Source organism: Pseudomonas sp. PDM02 (genome assembly GCF_014852285.1).
Classification (GTDB): Bacteria; Pseudomonadota; Gammaproteobacteria; order Pseudomonadales; family Pseudomonadaceae; genus Aquipseudomonas; species Aquipseudomonas migulae.
Genome location: NZ_JACVBL010000012.1, coordinates 128,068 through 144,034, shown reverse-complemented (window position 1 = coordinate 144,034; position 15,967 = coordinate 128,068). Strand labels below are relative to the sequence as shown.

Below are 15,967 nucleotides of genomic sequence, written 5' to 3'. Positions count from 1 at the left end.
ACTTGATGCTACCTGCACGGAACAAGGAATGACTCTTTGAAGCTGGAACTCAAGAACAGCTTGTCGGTGAAGTTGCTCCGGGTCGTGCTCCTGTCGGCATTGATCGTCGGCGTGGTCTTGAGCTGCGCGCAGATCGTTTTCGATGCCTATAAAACACGCCAGGCCGTGGCAGGCGATGCCCAGCGCATCCTCGACATGTTCCGCGACCCCTCGACCCAGGCCGTCTACAGCCTGGACCGAGAGATGGGCATGCAGGTGATTGAAGGCCTGTTTCAGGACGACGCCGTCCGCCAGGCCTCCATCGGCCACCCCAATGAGGCCATGCTGGCGCAAAAATCCCGCGAGTTGCAGCAATCCAACAGCCGCTGGCTGACCGACCTGATCCTCGGCAAGGAACGCACCTTCACCACTCAACTGGTGGGTCGCGGCCCGTACAGCGAGTACTACGGCGACCTGAGCATCACCCTCGACACCGCCACCTACGGACAAGGGTTCATCGTCAGCTCGGTGATCATCTTCATTTCCGGGGTATTGCGCGCCCTCGCCATGGGGCTGGTGCTGTATCTGGTCTACCACTGGCTGCTGACCAAACCGCTGTCGCGGATCATCGAGCACCTGACCGAAATCAACCCGGACCGCCCCAGCGAGCACAAGATTCCACAGCTCAGGGGCCACGAGAAAAACGAACTGGGCATCTGGATCAACACCGCCAACCAGTTGCTCGAGTCCATCGAGCGCAACACCCACCTGCGCCACGAAGCGGAAAACAGCCTGCTGCGCATGGCCCAGTACGATTTCCTCACCGGCCTGCCGAACCGCCAGCAATTGCAACAGCAACTGGACAAGATCCTCGTCGACGCCGGCAAACTGCAACGCCGAGTCGCGGTGTTGTGTGTCGGCCTCGATGACTTCAAGGGCATCAACGAACAATTCAGCTATCAGACCGGCGACCAACTGCTGCTGGCGCTGGCTGATCGCCTGCGGGGCCACAGCGGTCGCCTTGGCGCCCTCGCCCGACTGGGCGGCGATCAGTTCGCCCTGGTTCAGGCCGATATCGAACAACCCTACGAAGCCGCCGAACTGGCGCAAAGCATTCTCGATGACCTGGAAGCGGCATTCGCCCTCGATCATCAAGAGATTCGCCTGCGCGCCACCATCGGCATCACCCTGTTCCCCGAGGATGGCGACAGCACCGAGAAGCTGCTGCAAAAAGCCGAGCAGACCATGACCCTGGCCAAGACTCGCTCACGCAACCGCTACCAGTTCTATATCGCCAGTGTCGACACCGAGATGCGTCGCCGTCGCGAACTGGAAAAGGACCTGCGCGACGCGTTGATCCGCGACCAGTTCTACCTCGTCTACCAGCCGCAGATCAGCTACCGCGATCATCGGGTGGTGGGCGTCGAAGCATTGATTCGCTGGCAACATCCCGAACACGGGCTGGTGCCGCCGGACCTGTTCATCCCGCTGGCCGAGCAGAACGGCACCATCATTGCCATTGGCGAATGGGTGCTGGATCAGGCCTGCAAACAATTGCGCGACTGGCATGACCAGGGCTTCACCGACCTGCGCATGGCAGTAAACCTGTCCACGGTGCAATTGCACCACGCCGAGCTGCCGCGGGTGGTCAACAACCTGTTGCAAATGTACCGCCTGCCACCGCGCAGCCTGGAGCTGGAAGTCACCGAAACCGGCCTGATGGAAGACATCAGCACCGCCGCCCAGCATCTGCTGAGCCTGCGTCGCTCCGGTGCGTTGATCGCCATCGACGACTTCGGCACCGGTTACTCATCGCTGAGTTACCTGAAAAGCCTGCCGCTGGACAAGATCAAGATCGACAAGAGCTTCGTACAAGACCTGCTCGATGACGACGACGATGCAACCATCGTTCGGGCCATCATCCAGTTGGGCAAGAGCCTTGGCATGCAGGTCATTGCAGAGGGGGTGGAAACCATCGAGCAAGAGGCCTACATCATTTCCGAAGGCTGCCACGAAGGTCAGGGCTACTTTTACAGCAAGCCACTGCCGGCGCGAGAACTGGGCGCCTATCTGAAGCAGGCCCAGCGCAGCAACGCGGCTATTTTGTAGGGATCCTGTAGGAGCGAGCCTGCTCGCGATGAACTCCAAGGCGACGCATTCTTTCAGTCTGCACGCGTTATCGTTCACGTTCATCGCGAGCAGGCTCGCTCCTGCAAAGTGCAACATCCGCTATCTGAATAAGAAATATTTCCAAGAACAACTCTTTACACATAATGCGAAAGATTTGCATTATGTCGCAGTTTTGCGCGCTAGCTGCGCCATTCCACCCCCTCTCGAAGCAGGATGTTCGCCATGATTCGTATGCCTCTGGCTACCGCCAGTCTGTTGGCCATCGCTATTTCCCTCGCCGGTTGTGGCGAAGGCAAAGACAAAGCTGCCGCCCCAGCGCCTACGCCAGCCGCCACTACCACGGCCCCGGCCGCTGCGCCTGCGCCAGCTGCTGCCGGCAAAGTCGACGAAGCCGCTGCCAAAGCCGTTGTCGCGCATTACGCCGACATCGTCTTCGCCGTTTACAGCGATGCCGAATCCACCGCGAAAACCCTGCAAACCGCCGTCGACGCCTTCCTCGCGAAGCCGAACGCCGACACCCTGAAAGCCGCCAAGGCTGCCTGGATCGCTGCTCGTGTTCCTTACCTGCAGAGCGAAGTGTTCCGCTTCGGCAACACCATCATCGACGACTGGGAAGGTCAGGTGAACGCCTGGCCACTGGACGAAGGCCTGATCGACTACGTCGACAAATCCTACGAGCACGCACTGGGTAACCCGGGCGCGACCGCCAACATCATCGCCAACACTCAAGTTCAGGTCGGCGAAGACAAGATCGACGTGAAAGACATCACCCCGGAAAAACTCGCCAGCCTGAACGAGCTGGGTGGTTCCGAGGCCAACGTCGCCACCGGCTACCACGCCATCGAATTCCTGCTCTGGGGCCAGGACCTGAACGGCACCGGCCCTGGCGCCGGCAACCGTCCAGCCTCCGACTACCTGGAAGGCAAAGGCGCCACCGGCGGTCACAACGATCGTCGTCGCGCTTACCTGAAGTCCGTGACCCAACTGCTGGTCAGCGACCTGGAAGAAATGGTCGGTAACTGGAAGCCGAACGTGGCCGACAACTACCGCGCCACCCTGGAAGCGGAACCGGTGGATTCCGGCCTGCGCAAAATGCTGTTCGGCATGGGCAGCCTGTCCCTGGGCGAACTGGCGGGCGAGCGCATGAAGGTTTCCCTGGAAGCCAACTCCCCTGAAGACGAACACGACTGCTTCAGCGACAACACCCACAACTCGCAGTTCTACGATGCCAAAGGCATTCGTAACGTGTACCTGGGCGAATACACCCGTGTCGACGGCACCAAAATGACCGGCGCCAGCCTGTCCTCTCTGGTGGCCAAGGCTGACCCGGCGGCCGACACAGCGCTGAAGGCCGACCTGGCTGCGACCGAAGCCAAGATGCAGGTCATTGTCGATCACGCCAACAAGGGTGAGCACTACGACCAGTTGATCGCTGCCGGCAACACCGCTGGCAACCAGATCGTTCGTGACGCCATCGCTTCGCTGGTCAAGCAGACCGGTTCGATCGAAGCCGCCGCTGGCAAGCTGGGCATCAGCGACCTGAACCCGGACAACGCTGATCACGAATTCTGATCAACGCTGGCTAAATGAAAAAGGCGACCTTCGGGTCGCCTTTTTCATGCCAGCCCAACACAGATCATTGTAGGAGCGAGCGATGCGGCGACCCGACTTGCCCGCGAAGACGGCATCACACACGACATCATCGTTGACTGACAAACCGCTTTCGCGGGCAAGCCTCGCTCCTACAACGATCGCATCCAACCAATGGACGCCCACCAAACCTGCGCCACATCAACCAAACGATAATTCCTCTTATTCAATCTCCCCTGCCCTGTTAGACTTTGCGCCCTTGTTTTGCTCGTCTTGCAGGATGTCTGATGCCCTCGCTGCCTCTTCGCTTGTCCGCACTGTTTCTGGCCCTGGGCCTGAGTGCCTGCGATGACGCCCCGCGTTTTACCCAGGCCGAACCCGGCGAAGCCAGGTCCGGAGGCAGCGCGACCGTGCGCAAGACCGATCAGAACGCCTTTTCCCTGCCCTCCGCCAACCTGCCGCCGTCACGGCGCGTTGACTTCAGCGTCGGCAACAGCTTCTTCCGCAACCCCTGGGTGATCGCCCCGTCGACCACCACGGCCCGCGACGGCCTCGGCCCACTGTTCAACACCAATGCTTGCCAGGGCTGCCATATCAAGGACGGTCGCGGTCACCCGCCTGCACCTGATGCAGTGAATGCCGTTTCGATGCTGGTGCGCCTGTCGATACCCGATTCACCGACCTACGCCAAAATCATCGAGCAGCAAGGTGTCGTGCCCGAGCCGGTCTACGGCGGCCAGTTCCAGGACATGTCGGTGCCCGGTGTGACTCCGGAAGGCAAGGTTCGGGTTGATTACACGCCGGTGCCGGTGCGTTTCAAGGACGGCACCGAAGTCGAGTTGCGCAAGCCGACATTGCAGATCACCCAACTCGGCTACGGCCCGATGCACCCGGACACGCGTTTCTCGGCGCGCATCGCCCCGCCGATGATTGGCCTCGGTTTGCTCGAGGCGATCCCGGAAGAAGCGATCCTCGCCAATGCCGCCGCGCAGGCCAAAGAGAAAAACGGCATCAATGGCCGACCGAACCAGGTCTGGGATGACGCCCTGCAGAAAACCGTCCTCGGCCGATTCGGCTGGAAGGCCGGGCAGCCGAACCTCAATCAACAGAATGTTCACGCGTTTTCTGGTGATATGGGCCTCACGACCAGCCTGAGGCCCTTTGATGACTGCACCGAGGCGCAAACCGCCTGCAAACAGGCGCCGAACGGCAACGGCCCGGACGGCGAACCGGAAGTCAGCGATAACATTCTGCGTCTGGTGCTGTTCTACAGCCGTAACCTTGCCGTACCGGCCCGCCGCGATGTCGGCACTCCGCAAGTGCTGGCCGGCAAGAGCCTGTTTTTCCAGGCCGGTTGCCAGTCCTGCCACACACCGAAATACACCACCGCCGCCAACGCGGCAGAACCTGAACTGGCCAATCAAGTGATTCGCCCTTACAGCGATCTGCTGCTGCACGACATGGGCGACGGCCTGGCCGACAACCGCAGCGAATTCCAGGCCAGTGGCCGCGACTGGCGCACGCCGCCGTTGTGGGGCATCGGCCTGACGCAGGCAGTCAGTGGCCACACCCAGTTCTTGCATGACGGCCGCGCCCGCAATCTGCTCGAAGCCGTGCTCTGGCATGGCGGCGAAGCAAAAGCGGCCCAGCAACAGGTTTTGTCTTTCAATGCCGAGCAGCGCGCGGCGTTGCTGGCGTTTTTGAATTCCCTTTAAACGTATTCCTTAGCGGGAGCCCTAAATGTTCCGTCCCAAGTTGTTGTTCACCAGCCTTGCCGCACTCGCCCTCGGCGCCTGCTCACCGCAGGATCCGCAGGCTGTCACGTCGGCGGCCATCGCCAAGTCGGTGATCCTGCCGACCTACACGCGCTGGGTTGAAGCCGACCGCCAGTTGGCCGTCAGCGCGCTGGCCTATTGCGAAGGCAAGGAAAACCTCGACACCGCCCGTGCCGATTTCCTGCATGCGCAGAAAGCCTGGGCCGAGCTGCAACCGTTGCTGATCGGGCCGCTGGCCGAAGGCAATCGCGCCTGGCAGGTGCAATTCTGGCCGGACAAGAAAAACCTGGTGGGCCGTCAGGTCGAGCAACTGGTGACCGCGCAACCACAGATCGATGCCACCGCCCTGGCCAAATCCAGCGTTGTGGTGCAAGGCCTCTCGGCCTACGAATACATCCTGTTCGACAGCAAACCTGACGTGGCCAACGAGGCGCAAAAAGCCAAGTATTGCCCTCTGCTGAAAGCCATTGGCGAGCGTCAGAAACAGCTGGCCGAAGAGATTCTGCAAACCTGGAACAACACCGACGGCATGCTCGCGCAGTTGAGCAAATTCCCGAACCAGCGCTACGCCGACTCCCACGAAGCGATTGCCGATCTGCTGCGTGTACAGGTCACCGCTCTCGACAGCCTGAAGAAAAAACTCGGCACGCCGATGGGCCGCCAGACCAAGGGTGTGCCGCAACCATTCCAGGCTGACCAGTGGCGCAGCCAGTCGTCCCTGACGAGTATGGAAGCGAGCCTCGCCGCCGCCAAAACCGTGTGGGAAGGCGTTGACAACAAAGGCCTGCGTGGCTTGCTGCCAAGCGAGCAGAAACCTTTGGCCGACAAGATCGACGCCGCTTACGCCGCGTCCCTGAAACTGTTCGCCAGCAACCAGCGTTCGCTGACTGAAATGCTCAACGACGACGCCGGTCGCCAGCAGCTCAACGACATCTACGACAGCCTCAACGTCGTCCACCGCCTGCACGAGGGCGAACTGGCCAAGGCATTGGGCATCCAACTGGGCTTCAACGCCAACGACGGTGACTGATGAGGGCGAGTGCCATGCTGCGACGACAGGCTCTGACGTTAGGTAGTTTGCTGCTGGGAGCAGTGACACTGGGCGGCTGGACGCTGTTCAAGCAAAAGGACAAGAGCCCGTTGCTGCTCTCGGCGCGGGACGATGGCGACGGCAAGCACTACGCCGTCGGTTATCGGCTGGACGGTACGCGGGTGTTCGCCACCCAGGTCGGCCAGCGTTGCCACGACATCATCAACCACCCGACGCTGCCAATCGCGCTGTTCGTCGCCCGGCGTCCGGGCACCGAAAGTTACCTGATCGACCTGCGCGACGGCACGCTGCTGCAAACCGTGGCCTCGCAACCGAACCGGCATTTCTACGGTCACGCGGTGATTCACCAGAGCGGCGACTGGCTGTACGCCACCGAGAACGACACGTCCGATCCCGGTCGCGGCTTGCTCGGTGTGTACAAGTTCGAAGGCGAGCGTCTGGTGCACAGCGGCGAGATTTCGACCCATGGCATCGGCCCGCATCAGGTGTCGTGGATGCCCGATGGCGAAACCCTGGTGGTGGCCAACGGCGGCATTCGCACCGAGGCTGAAAGCCGCGTCGAGATGAACCTCAACGCCATGGAACCAAGCCTGGTGCTGATGCAGCGCGACGGTACATTGCTGAGCAAGGAAACCCTCGCGCAACAGATGAACAGCGTGCGGCACCTGGGGATCGCCAGTGATGGCACCATCGTCGCCGGTCAGCAATTCATGGGGCCGTCCCATGAGTCGTCGGAGCTGTTGGCGATCAAGCGTCCGGGGCAACCGTTCGTGGCGTTCCCGGTGCCCGAGCATCAGTTGCAAGCCATGGGGCATTACACCGCCAGTGTCGCGGTGCACAGTGATTTGCGCCTGGTCGCGTTGACGGCGCCACGGGGCAATCGCTTTTTCATCTGGGACATGGACAGCGGTGAAGTGCGCCTGGATGCGCCGCTTCCCGATTGCGCCGGGGTGGGTGCGGTGGCCGACGGTTTTGTCGTGACCTCGGGTCAAGGCCGATGCCGGTACTACGATTGCCGCCAGACAAACCTTGTTGCAAAACCCCTCGAACTGCCTGCGGGGCTCTGGGATAACCACCTGCACCTCATCTGACTGCCCCGCTCTTGTAGGAGCTGAGCTTGCTCACGAAGGCGGTGTGTCAGGCACATCCATTTTGCATGTGCCGCCGCTTTCGCGAGCAAGCTCTGCTCCTACAGGTTTTGCGCCTGCCTGTAAAAAGTGGCAGTTGGAATACCCGGCACACTCGGAGTAATGTGCCCGACTGTCTCACCTGATTTTCTCCAAGGAAGTGGAAATATGCTGCGTCGCCGCATGCTGATCATGTTGGGTGTTGTTTTGCTGATCGTGCTGGTTCTGGCCGGTTACAAAGCCTTCTCCATCTACACGATGATTCAAGGCTTCGCTGTGCCGAAACCGCCGATCAGCGTCGCCGTGGCTACTGCTACCGAGCAACCGTGGCAGGAACGCCTGCCTACCGTCGGCACGCTCAAGGCGCTGCAAGGCGTGGACCTGAGCCTGGAGACCGACGGCACCGTCATCGATTTGCAGTTCGAGTCAGGGCAGAAGGTCAAGGTAGGTCAACCACTCCTGCGCCTCGACAGCGCCGTGGAAAGTGCCTTGCTGGAAACCGCCCAGGCCGACCTCGGGCTGGCCCAGCTCGATTACGGTCGCGGTAGCCAACTGGTGGGCAGCCAGGCCATTTCCAAAGGTGAGTTCGACCGACTTTCGGCGGTGCTGAAAAAAAGCAAAGCCACGGTCAATCAACTCAAGGCTGCACTCGGCAAAAAAAGCATCGTTGCCCCCTTCAGCGGGACCATCGGCATTCGGCAGGTGGACGTTGGCGACTACCTTGCCAGCGGCACCATGATTGCCACCCTGCAAGACCTCAGCAGTCTTTACGTCGACTTTTTCGTGCCCGAACAGTCGGTGCCGAAGATCGCCATCGGCCAGCCGGTTGAAATCATCGTTGCGGCCTACCCGGCGCAGACCTTCCCCGGCACCATCAGCGCGATCAATCCGAAAATCGAGAACAGCACGCGCAACATGCAGGTCCGCGCAACCCTGGCCAACCCCGACGGCAAACTGTTACCGGGCATGTTCGCCAGCCTGCAGGTGATGCTGCCCGACCCGCAGCCGCGCATCGTCGTGCCGGAAAGCGCGATCACGTACACGCTGTACGGCAATTCGTTGTACGTGGCAGCGCAGAAAAAAACCGAAGACGGCAGCGTCGAAAAAGACGACAAGGGCCAACCGATCCTGATCGCCGAACGCCGTTTCATCGAAACCGGCGAGCGACGCGATGGGCAGGTGATGATTACCAAAGGCGTGAAGAACGGCGAAAAAGTGGTCACCGCCGGCCAGATCAAACTGGACAACGGCGCGCACATCGCCATCAGCGACGACAAGACCCTGGCCGAGAAGAACAGTCAGCCACGCGCTGACTGATCAAGGAACCCCCAATGGCTTTTACCGACCCGTTCATCCGCCGCCCGGTGCTCGCCACCGTGGTCAGCCTGTTGATTGTGCTGCTGGGCTTTCAGGCCTGGAGCAAGCTGCCGCTACGCCAATACCCGCAAATGGAAAACGCCCTGATCACGGTGACCACCGCGTACCCCGGGGCGAACGCCGAAACCATTCAGGGCTACATCACCCAACCGATGCAACAGAGCCTGGCGAGCGCCGAGGGCATCGACTACATGACCTCGGTCAGTCGTCAGAACTTCTCGGTGATCTCGATCTACGCGCGCATCGGTTCCAACAGCGACCGCTTGTTCACCGAGCTGCTGGCCAAGGCCAACGAAGTGAAAAACCAGTTGCCTCAGGACGCCGAAGACCCGGTACTGAGCAAGGAAGCCGCCGATGCGTCGGCGCTGATGTACATCAGCTTCTTCAGCAAGGAAATGAGTAACCCGCAGATTACCGATTACCTGTCACGGGTCATCCAGCCAAAACTGGCGACCCTGCCGGGCATGGCCGAGGCCGAGATTCTCGGCAACCAGGTATTCGCCATGCGCCTGTGGCTGGACCCGGTGAAACTGGCGGGTTTCGGCCTCAGCGCCAGCGATGTGACCGATGCCGTGCGCAAGTACAACTTCCTCTCCGCCGCCGGCGAAGTGAAAGGCGAGTACGTGGTCACCAGCATCAACGCCAACACCGAGCTCAAATCCGCCGAAGCCTTCGCCGCGATTCCGCTCAAGGTCGACGGTGACAGCCGGGTGCTGCTCAGCGATGTCGCGCGGGTCGAGATGGGTGCGGAAAACTACGACACCATCAGCTCCTTCGGTGGCACGCCCTCGGTGTACATCGGCATCAAGGCAACGCCCGGCGCCAACCCGCTGGACGTGATCAAGGAAGTGCGCAAGATCATGCCGGACCTGGAAGCCCAGCTGCCGCCGAACCTCAAGGGTGAAATTGCCTACGACGCCACGCTGTTCATCCAGGCCTCGATCGACGAAGTGGTGAAAACCCTGTTCGAAGCCGTGTTGATCGTGATCGTCGTGGTGTTTCTGTTCCTCGGTGCGCTGCGTTCGGTGGTGATCCCGGTGGTGACGATTCCGTTGTCGATGATCGGCGTGATGTTCTTCATGCAGATGATGGGCTACTCGATCAACCTGCTGACCCTGCTGGCGATGGTATTGGCCATTGGCCTGGTGGTGGACGACGCCATCGTGGTGGTGGAAAACATCCACCGTCACATTGAAGAAGGCAAGAGGCCGCTGGACGCCGCCATTGAAGGCGCCCGGGAAATCGCCATGCCGGTGGTCTCGATGACCATCACCCTGGCGGCGGTCTACGCCCCGATCGGCTTCCTGACCGGCCTCACCGGGGCGCTGTTCAAGGAGTTCGCCCTGACACTGGCCGGTGCGGTGGTGATCTCCGGCATCGTCGCCCTGACGTTGTCGCCGATGATGTGCGCCTTTCTGCTGCGCCACGACGAAAACCCCAGCGGCCTCGCTCATCGGCTGGACCTGATTTTCGAAGGTCTCAAGCGCCGCTACCAGCGCATGCTGCACGGCACGCTCAACACGCGGCCGGTGGTGCTGGTGTTCGCGGTGATCGTGCTGTGCCTGATTCCGGTGCTGCTCAACTTCACCAAATCGGAACTGGCACCGGACGAGGACCAGGGCGTCATTTTCATGCTGGCCAGCGCCCCGCAGCCGACCAACCTTGATTACCTGAACACCTACACCGACGAGTTCGTCAGCATCTTCAAGGCGTTTCCCGAGTACTACTCCTCGTTCCAGATCAACGGCTTCAACGGCGTGCAATCGGGGATTGGCGGTTTCCTGCTCAAACCGTGGAACGAGCGTGAGCGCACGCAAATGCAGATCCTGCCTGCGGTCCAGAGCAAACTGGAAAGCATTCCAGGGTTGCAGATTTTCGGCTTCAACCTGCCTTCCCTGCCGGGAACCGGCGAAGGGCTGCCGTTTCAATTCGTCGTCAATACCGCCAACAATTACGAGTCGTTGCTGCAAGTGATGGACCGGGTGAAAAAACGCGCGATGGAGTCCGGCAAGTTTGCCTTCGTCGACGTTGACCTGGCCTTTGACAAACCCGAAGTCGTGGTCGATATCGATCGGGCGAAGGCCGCGCAAATGGGCGTGTCCATGCAGGATCTGGGCGGCACGCTGGCGACGTTGCTGGGCGAGGCGGAGATCAACCGGTTCACCATTGAAGGTCGCAGCTACAAAGTCATCGCGCAGGTCGAACGGCCCTTCCGGGACAACCCCGACTGGCTGAACAACTATTACGTGAAAAACACCAAGGGCGAACTGCTGGCCCTGTCGACCCTGATTACCGTGACCGACCGGGCACGCCCACGGCAACTGAATCAGTTCCAGCAGCTCAACTCGGCGATCCTGTCCGGGGTCCCGCTGGTGAGCATGGGGGAAGCCCTCGACGCGGTGCGTCAGATTGCCCGGGAAGAGGCACCCGCAGGTTTTGCCGTCGACTATGCCGGCGCATCGCGGCAGTACGTGCAGGAAGGCAGTGCGTTGTGGGTCACTTTTGCCTTGGCATTGGCGATCATTTTCCTGGTGCTGGCGGCGCAGTTCGAAAGCTTCCGCGACCCACTGGTGATTCTGGTGACCGTGCCGCTGTCGATCTGCGGCGCTCTGATTCCGCTGTTCCTCGGCTGGTCGAGCATGAACATCTACACCCAGGTCGGGCTGGTGACGTTGATCGGATTGATCAGCAAGCACGGGATCCTGATCGTCGAGTTCGCCAACCAGTTGCGCAAGGACAAGGGCCTGACGCCGCGCGAAGCGGTTGAGGAAGCAGCGGCCATTCGTCTGCGTCCGGTGCTGATGACCACCGCGGCGATGGTATTTGGCATGGTGCCGTTGATCATCGCCACGGGCGCGGGCGCTGTCAGCCGGTTCGACATCGGCACAGTGATCGCCACGGGGATGTCGATCGGGACGCTGTTTACGCTGTTTGTGCTGCCGTGCGTGTACACGTTGCTGGCTAAACCCGATAAACCATAAAAAGCCTCGCTCCTACAATAACGGGCATAAAAAAGGCCTCGCATTTGCGAGGCCTTTTATTTGGGCTTCAATCTGGTCAACTCTGCGGCCTCAGTCCTTGAGAAAGTCCGAACATGAACAGCAATAGATCATGATCGGGTTGGGTTGCAACGGTCGCCTTCGCAACCCGTGGCATCGGACAACGCACGTCCCCGCTCACTGAACTGAGGACCTGCGTGCGGGGCTGCTCCCAAGCCGCCACCGCCAGTGAAGCAACTGCCAAGGCTCCTATCAGGAACAAACCTCTAGCAATTTCGAGTTTCATTGCTATAAACCTTTGATAGCGCTGCCAAACGCCGTCTCATAAAGGTAGACGAGATTTTTCCAGTCCGTGTCGCTGAACGACGAGTGGCGGCGCAGTTGCCGCATGTCATGGGTAGCGGCGCGACGGGCGGTCAAACGCTTCCGGCTCTTCTCCAGATCGAGCATGGCAATCTCGACATTGGCGGCCTCGCCCTCACCAGTGACGCGTACGAATACGTGCTTCATATAGAGGCAGCCGTGTTGCCAGCGGCCCTTGTGCATGCGAGCCAGATTCTCGGCCAGATCCTTCAGGACCCGATCATGCACCGCCTCGCCATGACGTTCGCGACCACCACCTGCATACCAGTGTTCGATTTCTTCGAAACCGTCCAGTGCCTTGGTCACCAGCAATGCGCGCCACTTGTGAACCGGGTCATGCTGCGCACCGCAGAAAACAATCTCCGGAACGCGCACGTCGATCAGGCGCATGCCCATGAGCGCATCTCGCTCACGCAACACCGTCGGCCGACCGAAAGGATGCAGCCAACTCCGATAGATATGTCCGGTCTGACGTTTGACGTAGAGCAGTTGTCCCTTGCTGCTCTTGATACGCTGCACGCCACTTTCGCCGCCACGACGGACGTTGGGTTCTTCAACCCACTCACCGCGCTGATTCCAGAAATAGTCAAAGCGGTCTTGGGAAGCGACGTCCGTTTCTGCTGCACACTGCACTGCCATTGAGTTACCTCTTGCGTAATACATAAACCCGCCACATGGCATAGAGCGGTAAAAAGTCCAGTTGTTCCTGGACTCGAAAACCCGCCTGCTCGAACTCCTTTTCGACCGTAGCCGCCGGTAACACAAATCGGTTTTGGTAACCGAGATGCCCACGTGTTTTTTCAAGCCGCCTGCGTTTCCAGGCTTTGAAATTGCCGTCCACCCACAACGAAATAATCACGCTGTCACGCGTGACGCGTTCGAACTCACGCAGAATGGCCAGTCGATGCTCGGCTTCACCGATGTGGTGCAGCAAACGCATACAAAAAATGCTGTCGACGGCGTTATCAGGCAAGGCAATGTCGAACGCAGATGTGTGCAAGGGTTGTACCCGTTTCACCACATCGGCCGGTTGCGCCTTCAAAGCGATTTTCAGCATGGACTCGGAGTTGTCCGCACCGATAATCACCCGATTGGCTTTTTCCGCCAGTAGTGGCCAGAAGCGCCCGGCACCGCAGGGTAAATCGAGAACCAGGCCAGGTTCACCGGCCAATGTCAAAGCCTTGCGCGCCAGTTGCTCGTCACGCCAATGGGACAGTCGGCGACCGAGTCCGTCCTGATGTTTGCGCAGGTATTTCTGAGCGTGTTGATCGTCGTATTTTTCGGAAAAATCAAGTTTGATCGGGCCAGCCATCACGAAGGGCTCCTGCGTTTCTGATGACCACTACCCTAAGGAATGGTGTGTCAGCGCCAGGTCATGCCTTCGTGAAAAAATCGTGGTGTAAAACCCCGATTTATTTCGAGGTTTTACAGGTTGATGGCAGTGGCCGAGGGCCACCAACGAAATCAACTATCGCGCTGACTCAACGTCACCTGAAAACGACAGCCATTGGGCTCCATATTCGTCAGGCTGACATTCCACCCCTGGTTCTCGCAGATCCGCTGCACCAGCGACAGGCCCAGCCCCAGGCCTTCACCGCGTTTCTCGTTGCCACGCACGAACGGCTCGAACATCGCCTCGCGTTTTTCCTCGGGAATGCCCACACCACTGTCCTCGACCGTGAAACCGGCGGTCGTCAGCGTCAAGCGGATGAAGCCTCGTTCGGTGTAATGCAGCGCGTTACGCAGCAGGTTACCCATGACTGCGTGCAACAGGGTTGCGTTGTAGCAGGTGCTGGCCGGATTGCCCGGTTCAAATATCAGCGACAGCCCTTTTGCCTCGATCGGTTCTCGCCATAAATTGAGCAGCCCGCCGGCGACCTGGCTCAAGGACTGCTGCGGCGCCATGCTGGCGTCTTCATGTTGGGCGCGGGCCAGCATCAGGAAGGTTTGCACCAGCTCACGCATCTCTTCGCAGGCGCGGGCGATTCGTTCAACCTGAGCCCGACCCCGCTGGTCGATGCCGGGGTTTTCCAGCAACAGCTCACAGGAACTGGCCAGCACCATCAACGGCGTGCGCAATTCGTGGCTGACGTCGCTGGTGAACAATCGCTCCCGGGTCAATGCCTGCCGCAAGCGCCCGAGGGTGGCGTCGAAGGCGACCGCCAGCTCGCCCACTTCATCAGCGGCGTAGTCCGGTGCCAACGGGGGCGCCAGCCCCAGGAGCTGATCGCGGTGACGCACCTGCCGAGCGAGGCGCACCACCGGCGCCATCACTTTACGCGCGAGGACCCAGCCGAGGAACACCGCCAACGCCAGGCTCAAGACGAAGCCCACCAGCACCACCGCGAACAGCACCCGCTCACGCTCTTCGAAATCACTCTGGTCTTGCAGCAGCACATAATGCCGGCCGTCGACGACTTCGACCATCGCGTGATACGACAGCTGCTCCCGGAACACCTCGTGAAAACCCGGCTCCAGATGACGCAAATCCTTGGGCAAGTCGAAATCGCCCGGCCCGCCGCTGAAGTAGAACAGCTGGTCTGGTTCGGGGCGATGGCTCCAGTCCGAGACACTGTCCATCAACAACAGACGTTGCAGATCGCCACCCAGACCTGCCGAAATCAGTTTTTCTTCCACCAGGTGCACGGTTGCCACAATGCCCATGGCGAAGGCGCCTGCCACCAATGCGCTCATCAGCGCAAAGGCGATGATGATCCGTTGAGCAAGGCTCTGTTTAAACTCCATCACGGCCCTCGGCCAAGCGATAACCCACACCGTGTACGGTTTGCAGCAACGGCTTGGCGAACGGCTTGTCGATCACCTGACGCAATTGGTGGACGTGGCTGCGCAGGCTGTCGCTGTCCGGGCAGTCATCGCCCCACAGGGCTTCTTCGAGAATTTCCCGGCGCAAGACGTGCGGACTTTTCTGCATCAGCACGGCCAACAGTTTCAGGCCGACCGGGTTGAGTTTCAGCAAGCGCCCTTCGCGGGTGACTTCCAGGGTATCGAGGTCGTAGCTCAGATCGCCGACCTGCAGGGTACGACGACCACCGCCCTGCGCCCGGCGCATCACCGCTTCGATCCGCGCGGCCAGTTCAGACAGGGCGAAAGGTTTGATCAGGTAATCATCGGCCCCGGACTTGAAGCCTTGCAGCCGGTCGTCCAGTTGATCGCGAGCGGTCAGCATGATCACCGGGGTGTCACGGCGAGCGTCTTCGCGCAGGCGTTTGCACAGGGTATAGCCGTCGATGCCGGGCAACATGATGTCGAGCACGATCAAGTCGTAGTGCTCGGTGGCCGCCAGGTGCAGGCCAGACAAACCGTCCTGCGCGCAATCCACGGTGTAGCCTTTGAGCCCCAGGTAATCGGCCAGATTGGCCAGGATATCGCGGTTGTCTTCAACCAATAGAATTCGCATGGGCACCTCCTCCGTACACAGTAACGGCCGTCTTGGCCCGCGCAGCTTAAGGCCTGGCGTGGCGCAGAGCCAGAACTGTGTGCAGTGGCCAAACCCATTGATAAACCCGGTGTGACGTTGACGATTTTTTCACTATCGGTTCACACGGCAGCGACAGA

The 15,967-nt window shown here is 60.3% G+C and carries 12 protein-coding genes; 7 read left to right on the top strand and 5 right to left on the bottom strand.

The features are described 5' to 3' along the window. The first annotated feature begins 36 nt into the window (after positions 1-36). The 7 genes from IB245_RS21565 to IB245_RS21535 all read left to right on the top strand — a co-directional run bounded on the left by IB245_RS21565 (position 37) and on the right by IB245_RS21535 (position 12,010). Positions 37-2,088 (top strand): putative bifunctional diguanylate cyclase/phosphodiesterase, encoded by a 2,052-nt coding sequence (locus tag IB245_RS21565; protein ID WP_008036514.1) that lies wholly within the window; start codon positions 37-39, stop codon positions 2,086-2,088. Between the two features lie 243 nt (positions 2,089-2,331). Beyond that, the gene (locus IB245_RS21560; protein WP_008032101.1) at positions 2,332-3,681 is read left to right on the top strand and encodes an imelysin family protein; all 1,350 of its coding nucleotides are present in this window, start codon (positions 2,332-2,334) and stop codon (positions 3,679-3,681) included. A gap of 305 nt (positions 3,682-3,986) precedes the next feature. Next, positions 3,987-5,414, top strand: coding sequence for a di-heme oxidoredictase family protein (locus IB245_RS21555; protein WP_192228596.1), 1,428 nt, complete (start codon positions 3,987-3,989; stop codon positions 5,412-5,414). Between the two features lie 25 nt (positions 5,415-5,439). Beyond that, entirely contained in the window at positions 5,440-6,504 is a 1,065-nt protein-coding gene (locus IB245_RS21550) for an imelysin family protein (RefSeq protein ID WP_008036511.1), read from the top strand. 14 nt (positions 6,505-6,518) lie between these two features. Beyond that, a complete protein-coding gene (locus IB245_RS21545) occupies positions 6,519-7,616 on the top strand; it encodes a DUF1513 domain-containing protein (protein ID WP_192228595.1) in 1,098 nt (365 codons plus the stop codon). A gap of 204 nt (positions 7,617-7,820) precedes the next feature. Next, entirely contained in the window at positions 7,821-8,969 is a 1,149-nt protein-coding gene (locus IB245_RS21540; RefSeq protein WP_192228594.1) for an efflux RND transporter periplasmic adaptor subunit, read from the top strand. Positions 8,970-8,983: 14 nt separating this feature from the next. Continuing rightward, positions 8,984-12,010 carry a multidrug efflux RND transporter permease subunit gene (locus IB245_RS21535; RefSeq protein WP_192228593.1) on the top strand — a complete coding sequence of 1,009 codons (3,027 nt, stop codon included), beginning with the start codon at positions 8,984-8,986 and terminating at the stop codon, positions 12,008-12,010. 76 nt (positions 12,011-12,086) lie between these two features. Here the strand turns inward: IB245_RS21535 and IB245_RS21530 are convergent, their stop codons facing one another. The 5 genes from IB245_RS21530 to colR form a co-directional block, all read right to left on the bottom strand. Beyond that, positions 12,087-12,314, bottom strand: a complete 228-nt coding sequence (locus tag IB245_RS21530; protein WP_032832295.1) for a hypothetical protein — start codon at positions 12,312-12,314, stop codon at positions 12,087-12,089. 2 nt (positions 12,315-12,316) lie between these two features. Continuing rightward, on the bottom strand, positions 12,317-13,030 hold the full coding sequence (locus IB245_RS21525; RefSeq protein ID WP_192228592.1) for a lipopolysaccharide kinase InaA family protein: 714 nt from the start codon (positions 13,028-13,030) through the stop codon (positions 12,317-12,319). Positions 13,031-13,034: 4 nt separating this feature from the next. Continuing rightward, complete coding sequence (locus tag IB245_RS21520; protein ID WP_192228591.1) at positions 13,035-13,703, bottom strand: class I SAM-dependent methyltransferase; 669 nt, start codon at positions 13,701-13,703, stop codon at positions 13,035-13,037. A 152-nt stretch (positions 13,704-13,855) separates the two neighbouring features. Continuing rightward, complete coding sequence (locus IB245_RS21515; RefSeq protein WP_008036469.1) at positions 13,856-15,136, bottom strand: sensor histidine kinase; 1,281 nt, start codon at positions 15,134-15,136, stop codon at positions 13,856-13,858. Beyond that, entirely contained in the window at positions 15,126-15,809 is a 684-nt protein-coding gene (gene colR / locus IB245_RS21510) for a two-component system response regulator ColR (protein ID WP_008032118.1), read from the bottom strand. The genes IB245_RS21515 and colR overlap by 11 nt, the downstream gene beginning before the upstream one ends. Positions 15,810-15,967: the final 158 nt, after the last annotated feature.

Bases quoted from the DNA above. Each gene is read 5' to 3' on its own strand.
- IB245_RS21525 (WP_192228592.1), bottom strand. From the start codon at position 13,030: ATGGCAGTGCAGTGTGCAGCAGAAACGGACGTCGCTTCCCAAGACCGC.
- IB245_RS21545 (WP_192228595.1), top strand. From the start codon at position 6,519: ATGCTGCGACGACAGGCTCTGACGTTAGGTAGTTTGCTGCTGGGAGCA.
- IB245_RS21535 (WP_192228593.1), top strand. From the start codon at position 8,984: ATGGCTTTTACCGACCCGTTCATCCGCCGCCCGGTGCTCGCCACCGTG.
- IB245_RS21520 (WP_192228591.1), bottom strand. From the start codon at position 13,703: ATGGCTGGCCCGATCAAACTTGATTTTTCCGAAAAATACGACGATCAA.
- IB245_RS21540 (WP_192228594.1), top strand. From the start codon at position 7,821: ATGCTGCGTCGCCGCATGCTGATCATGTTGGGTGTTGTTTTGCTGATC.
- colR (WP_008032118.1), bottom strand. From the start codon at position 15,809: ATGCGAATTCTATTGGTTGAAGACAACCGCGATATCCTGGCCAATCTG.
- IB245_RS21530 (WP_032832295.1), bottom strand. From the start codon at position 12,314: ATGAAACTCGAAATTGCTAGAGGTTTGTTCCTGATAGGAGCCTTGGCA.
- IB245_RS21515 (WP_008036469.1), bottom strand. From the start codon at position 15,136: ATGGAGTTTAAACAGAGCCTTGCTCAACGGATCATCATCGCCTTTGCG.
- IB245_RS21560 (WP_008032101.1), top strand. From the start codon at position 2,332: ATGATTCGTATGCCTCTGGCTACCGCCAGTCTGTTGGCCATCGCTATT.
- IB245_RS21550 (WP_008036511.1), top strand. From the start codon at position 5,440: ATGTTCCGTCCCAAGTTGTTGTTCACCAGCCTTGCCGCACTCGCCCTC.
- IB245_RS21555 (WP_192228596.1), top strand. From the start codon at position 3,987: ATGCCCTCGCTGCCTCTTCGCTTGTCCGCACTGTTTCTGGCCCTGGGC.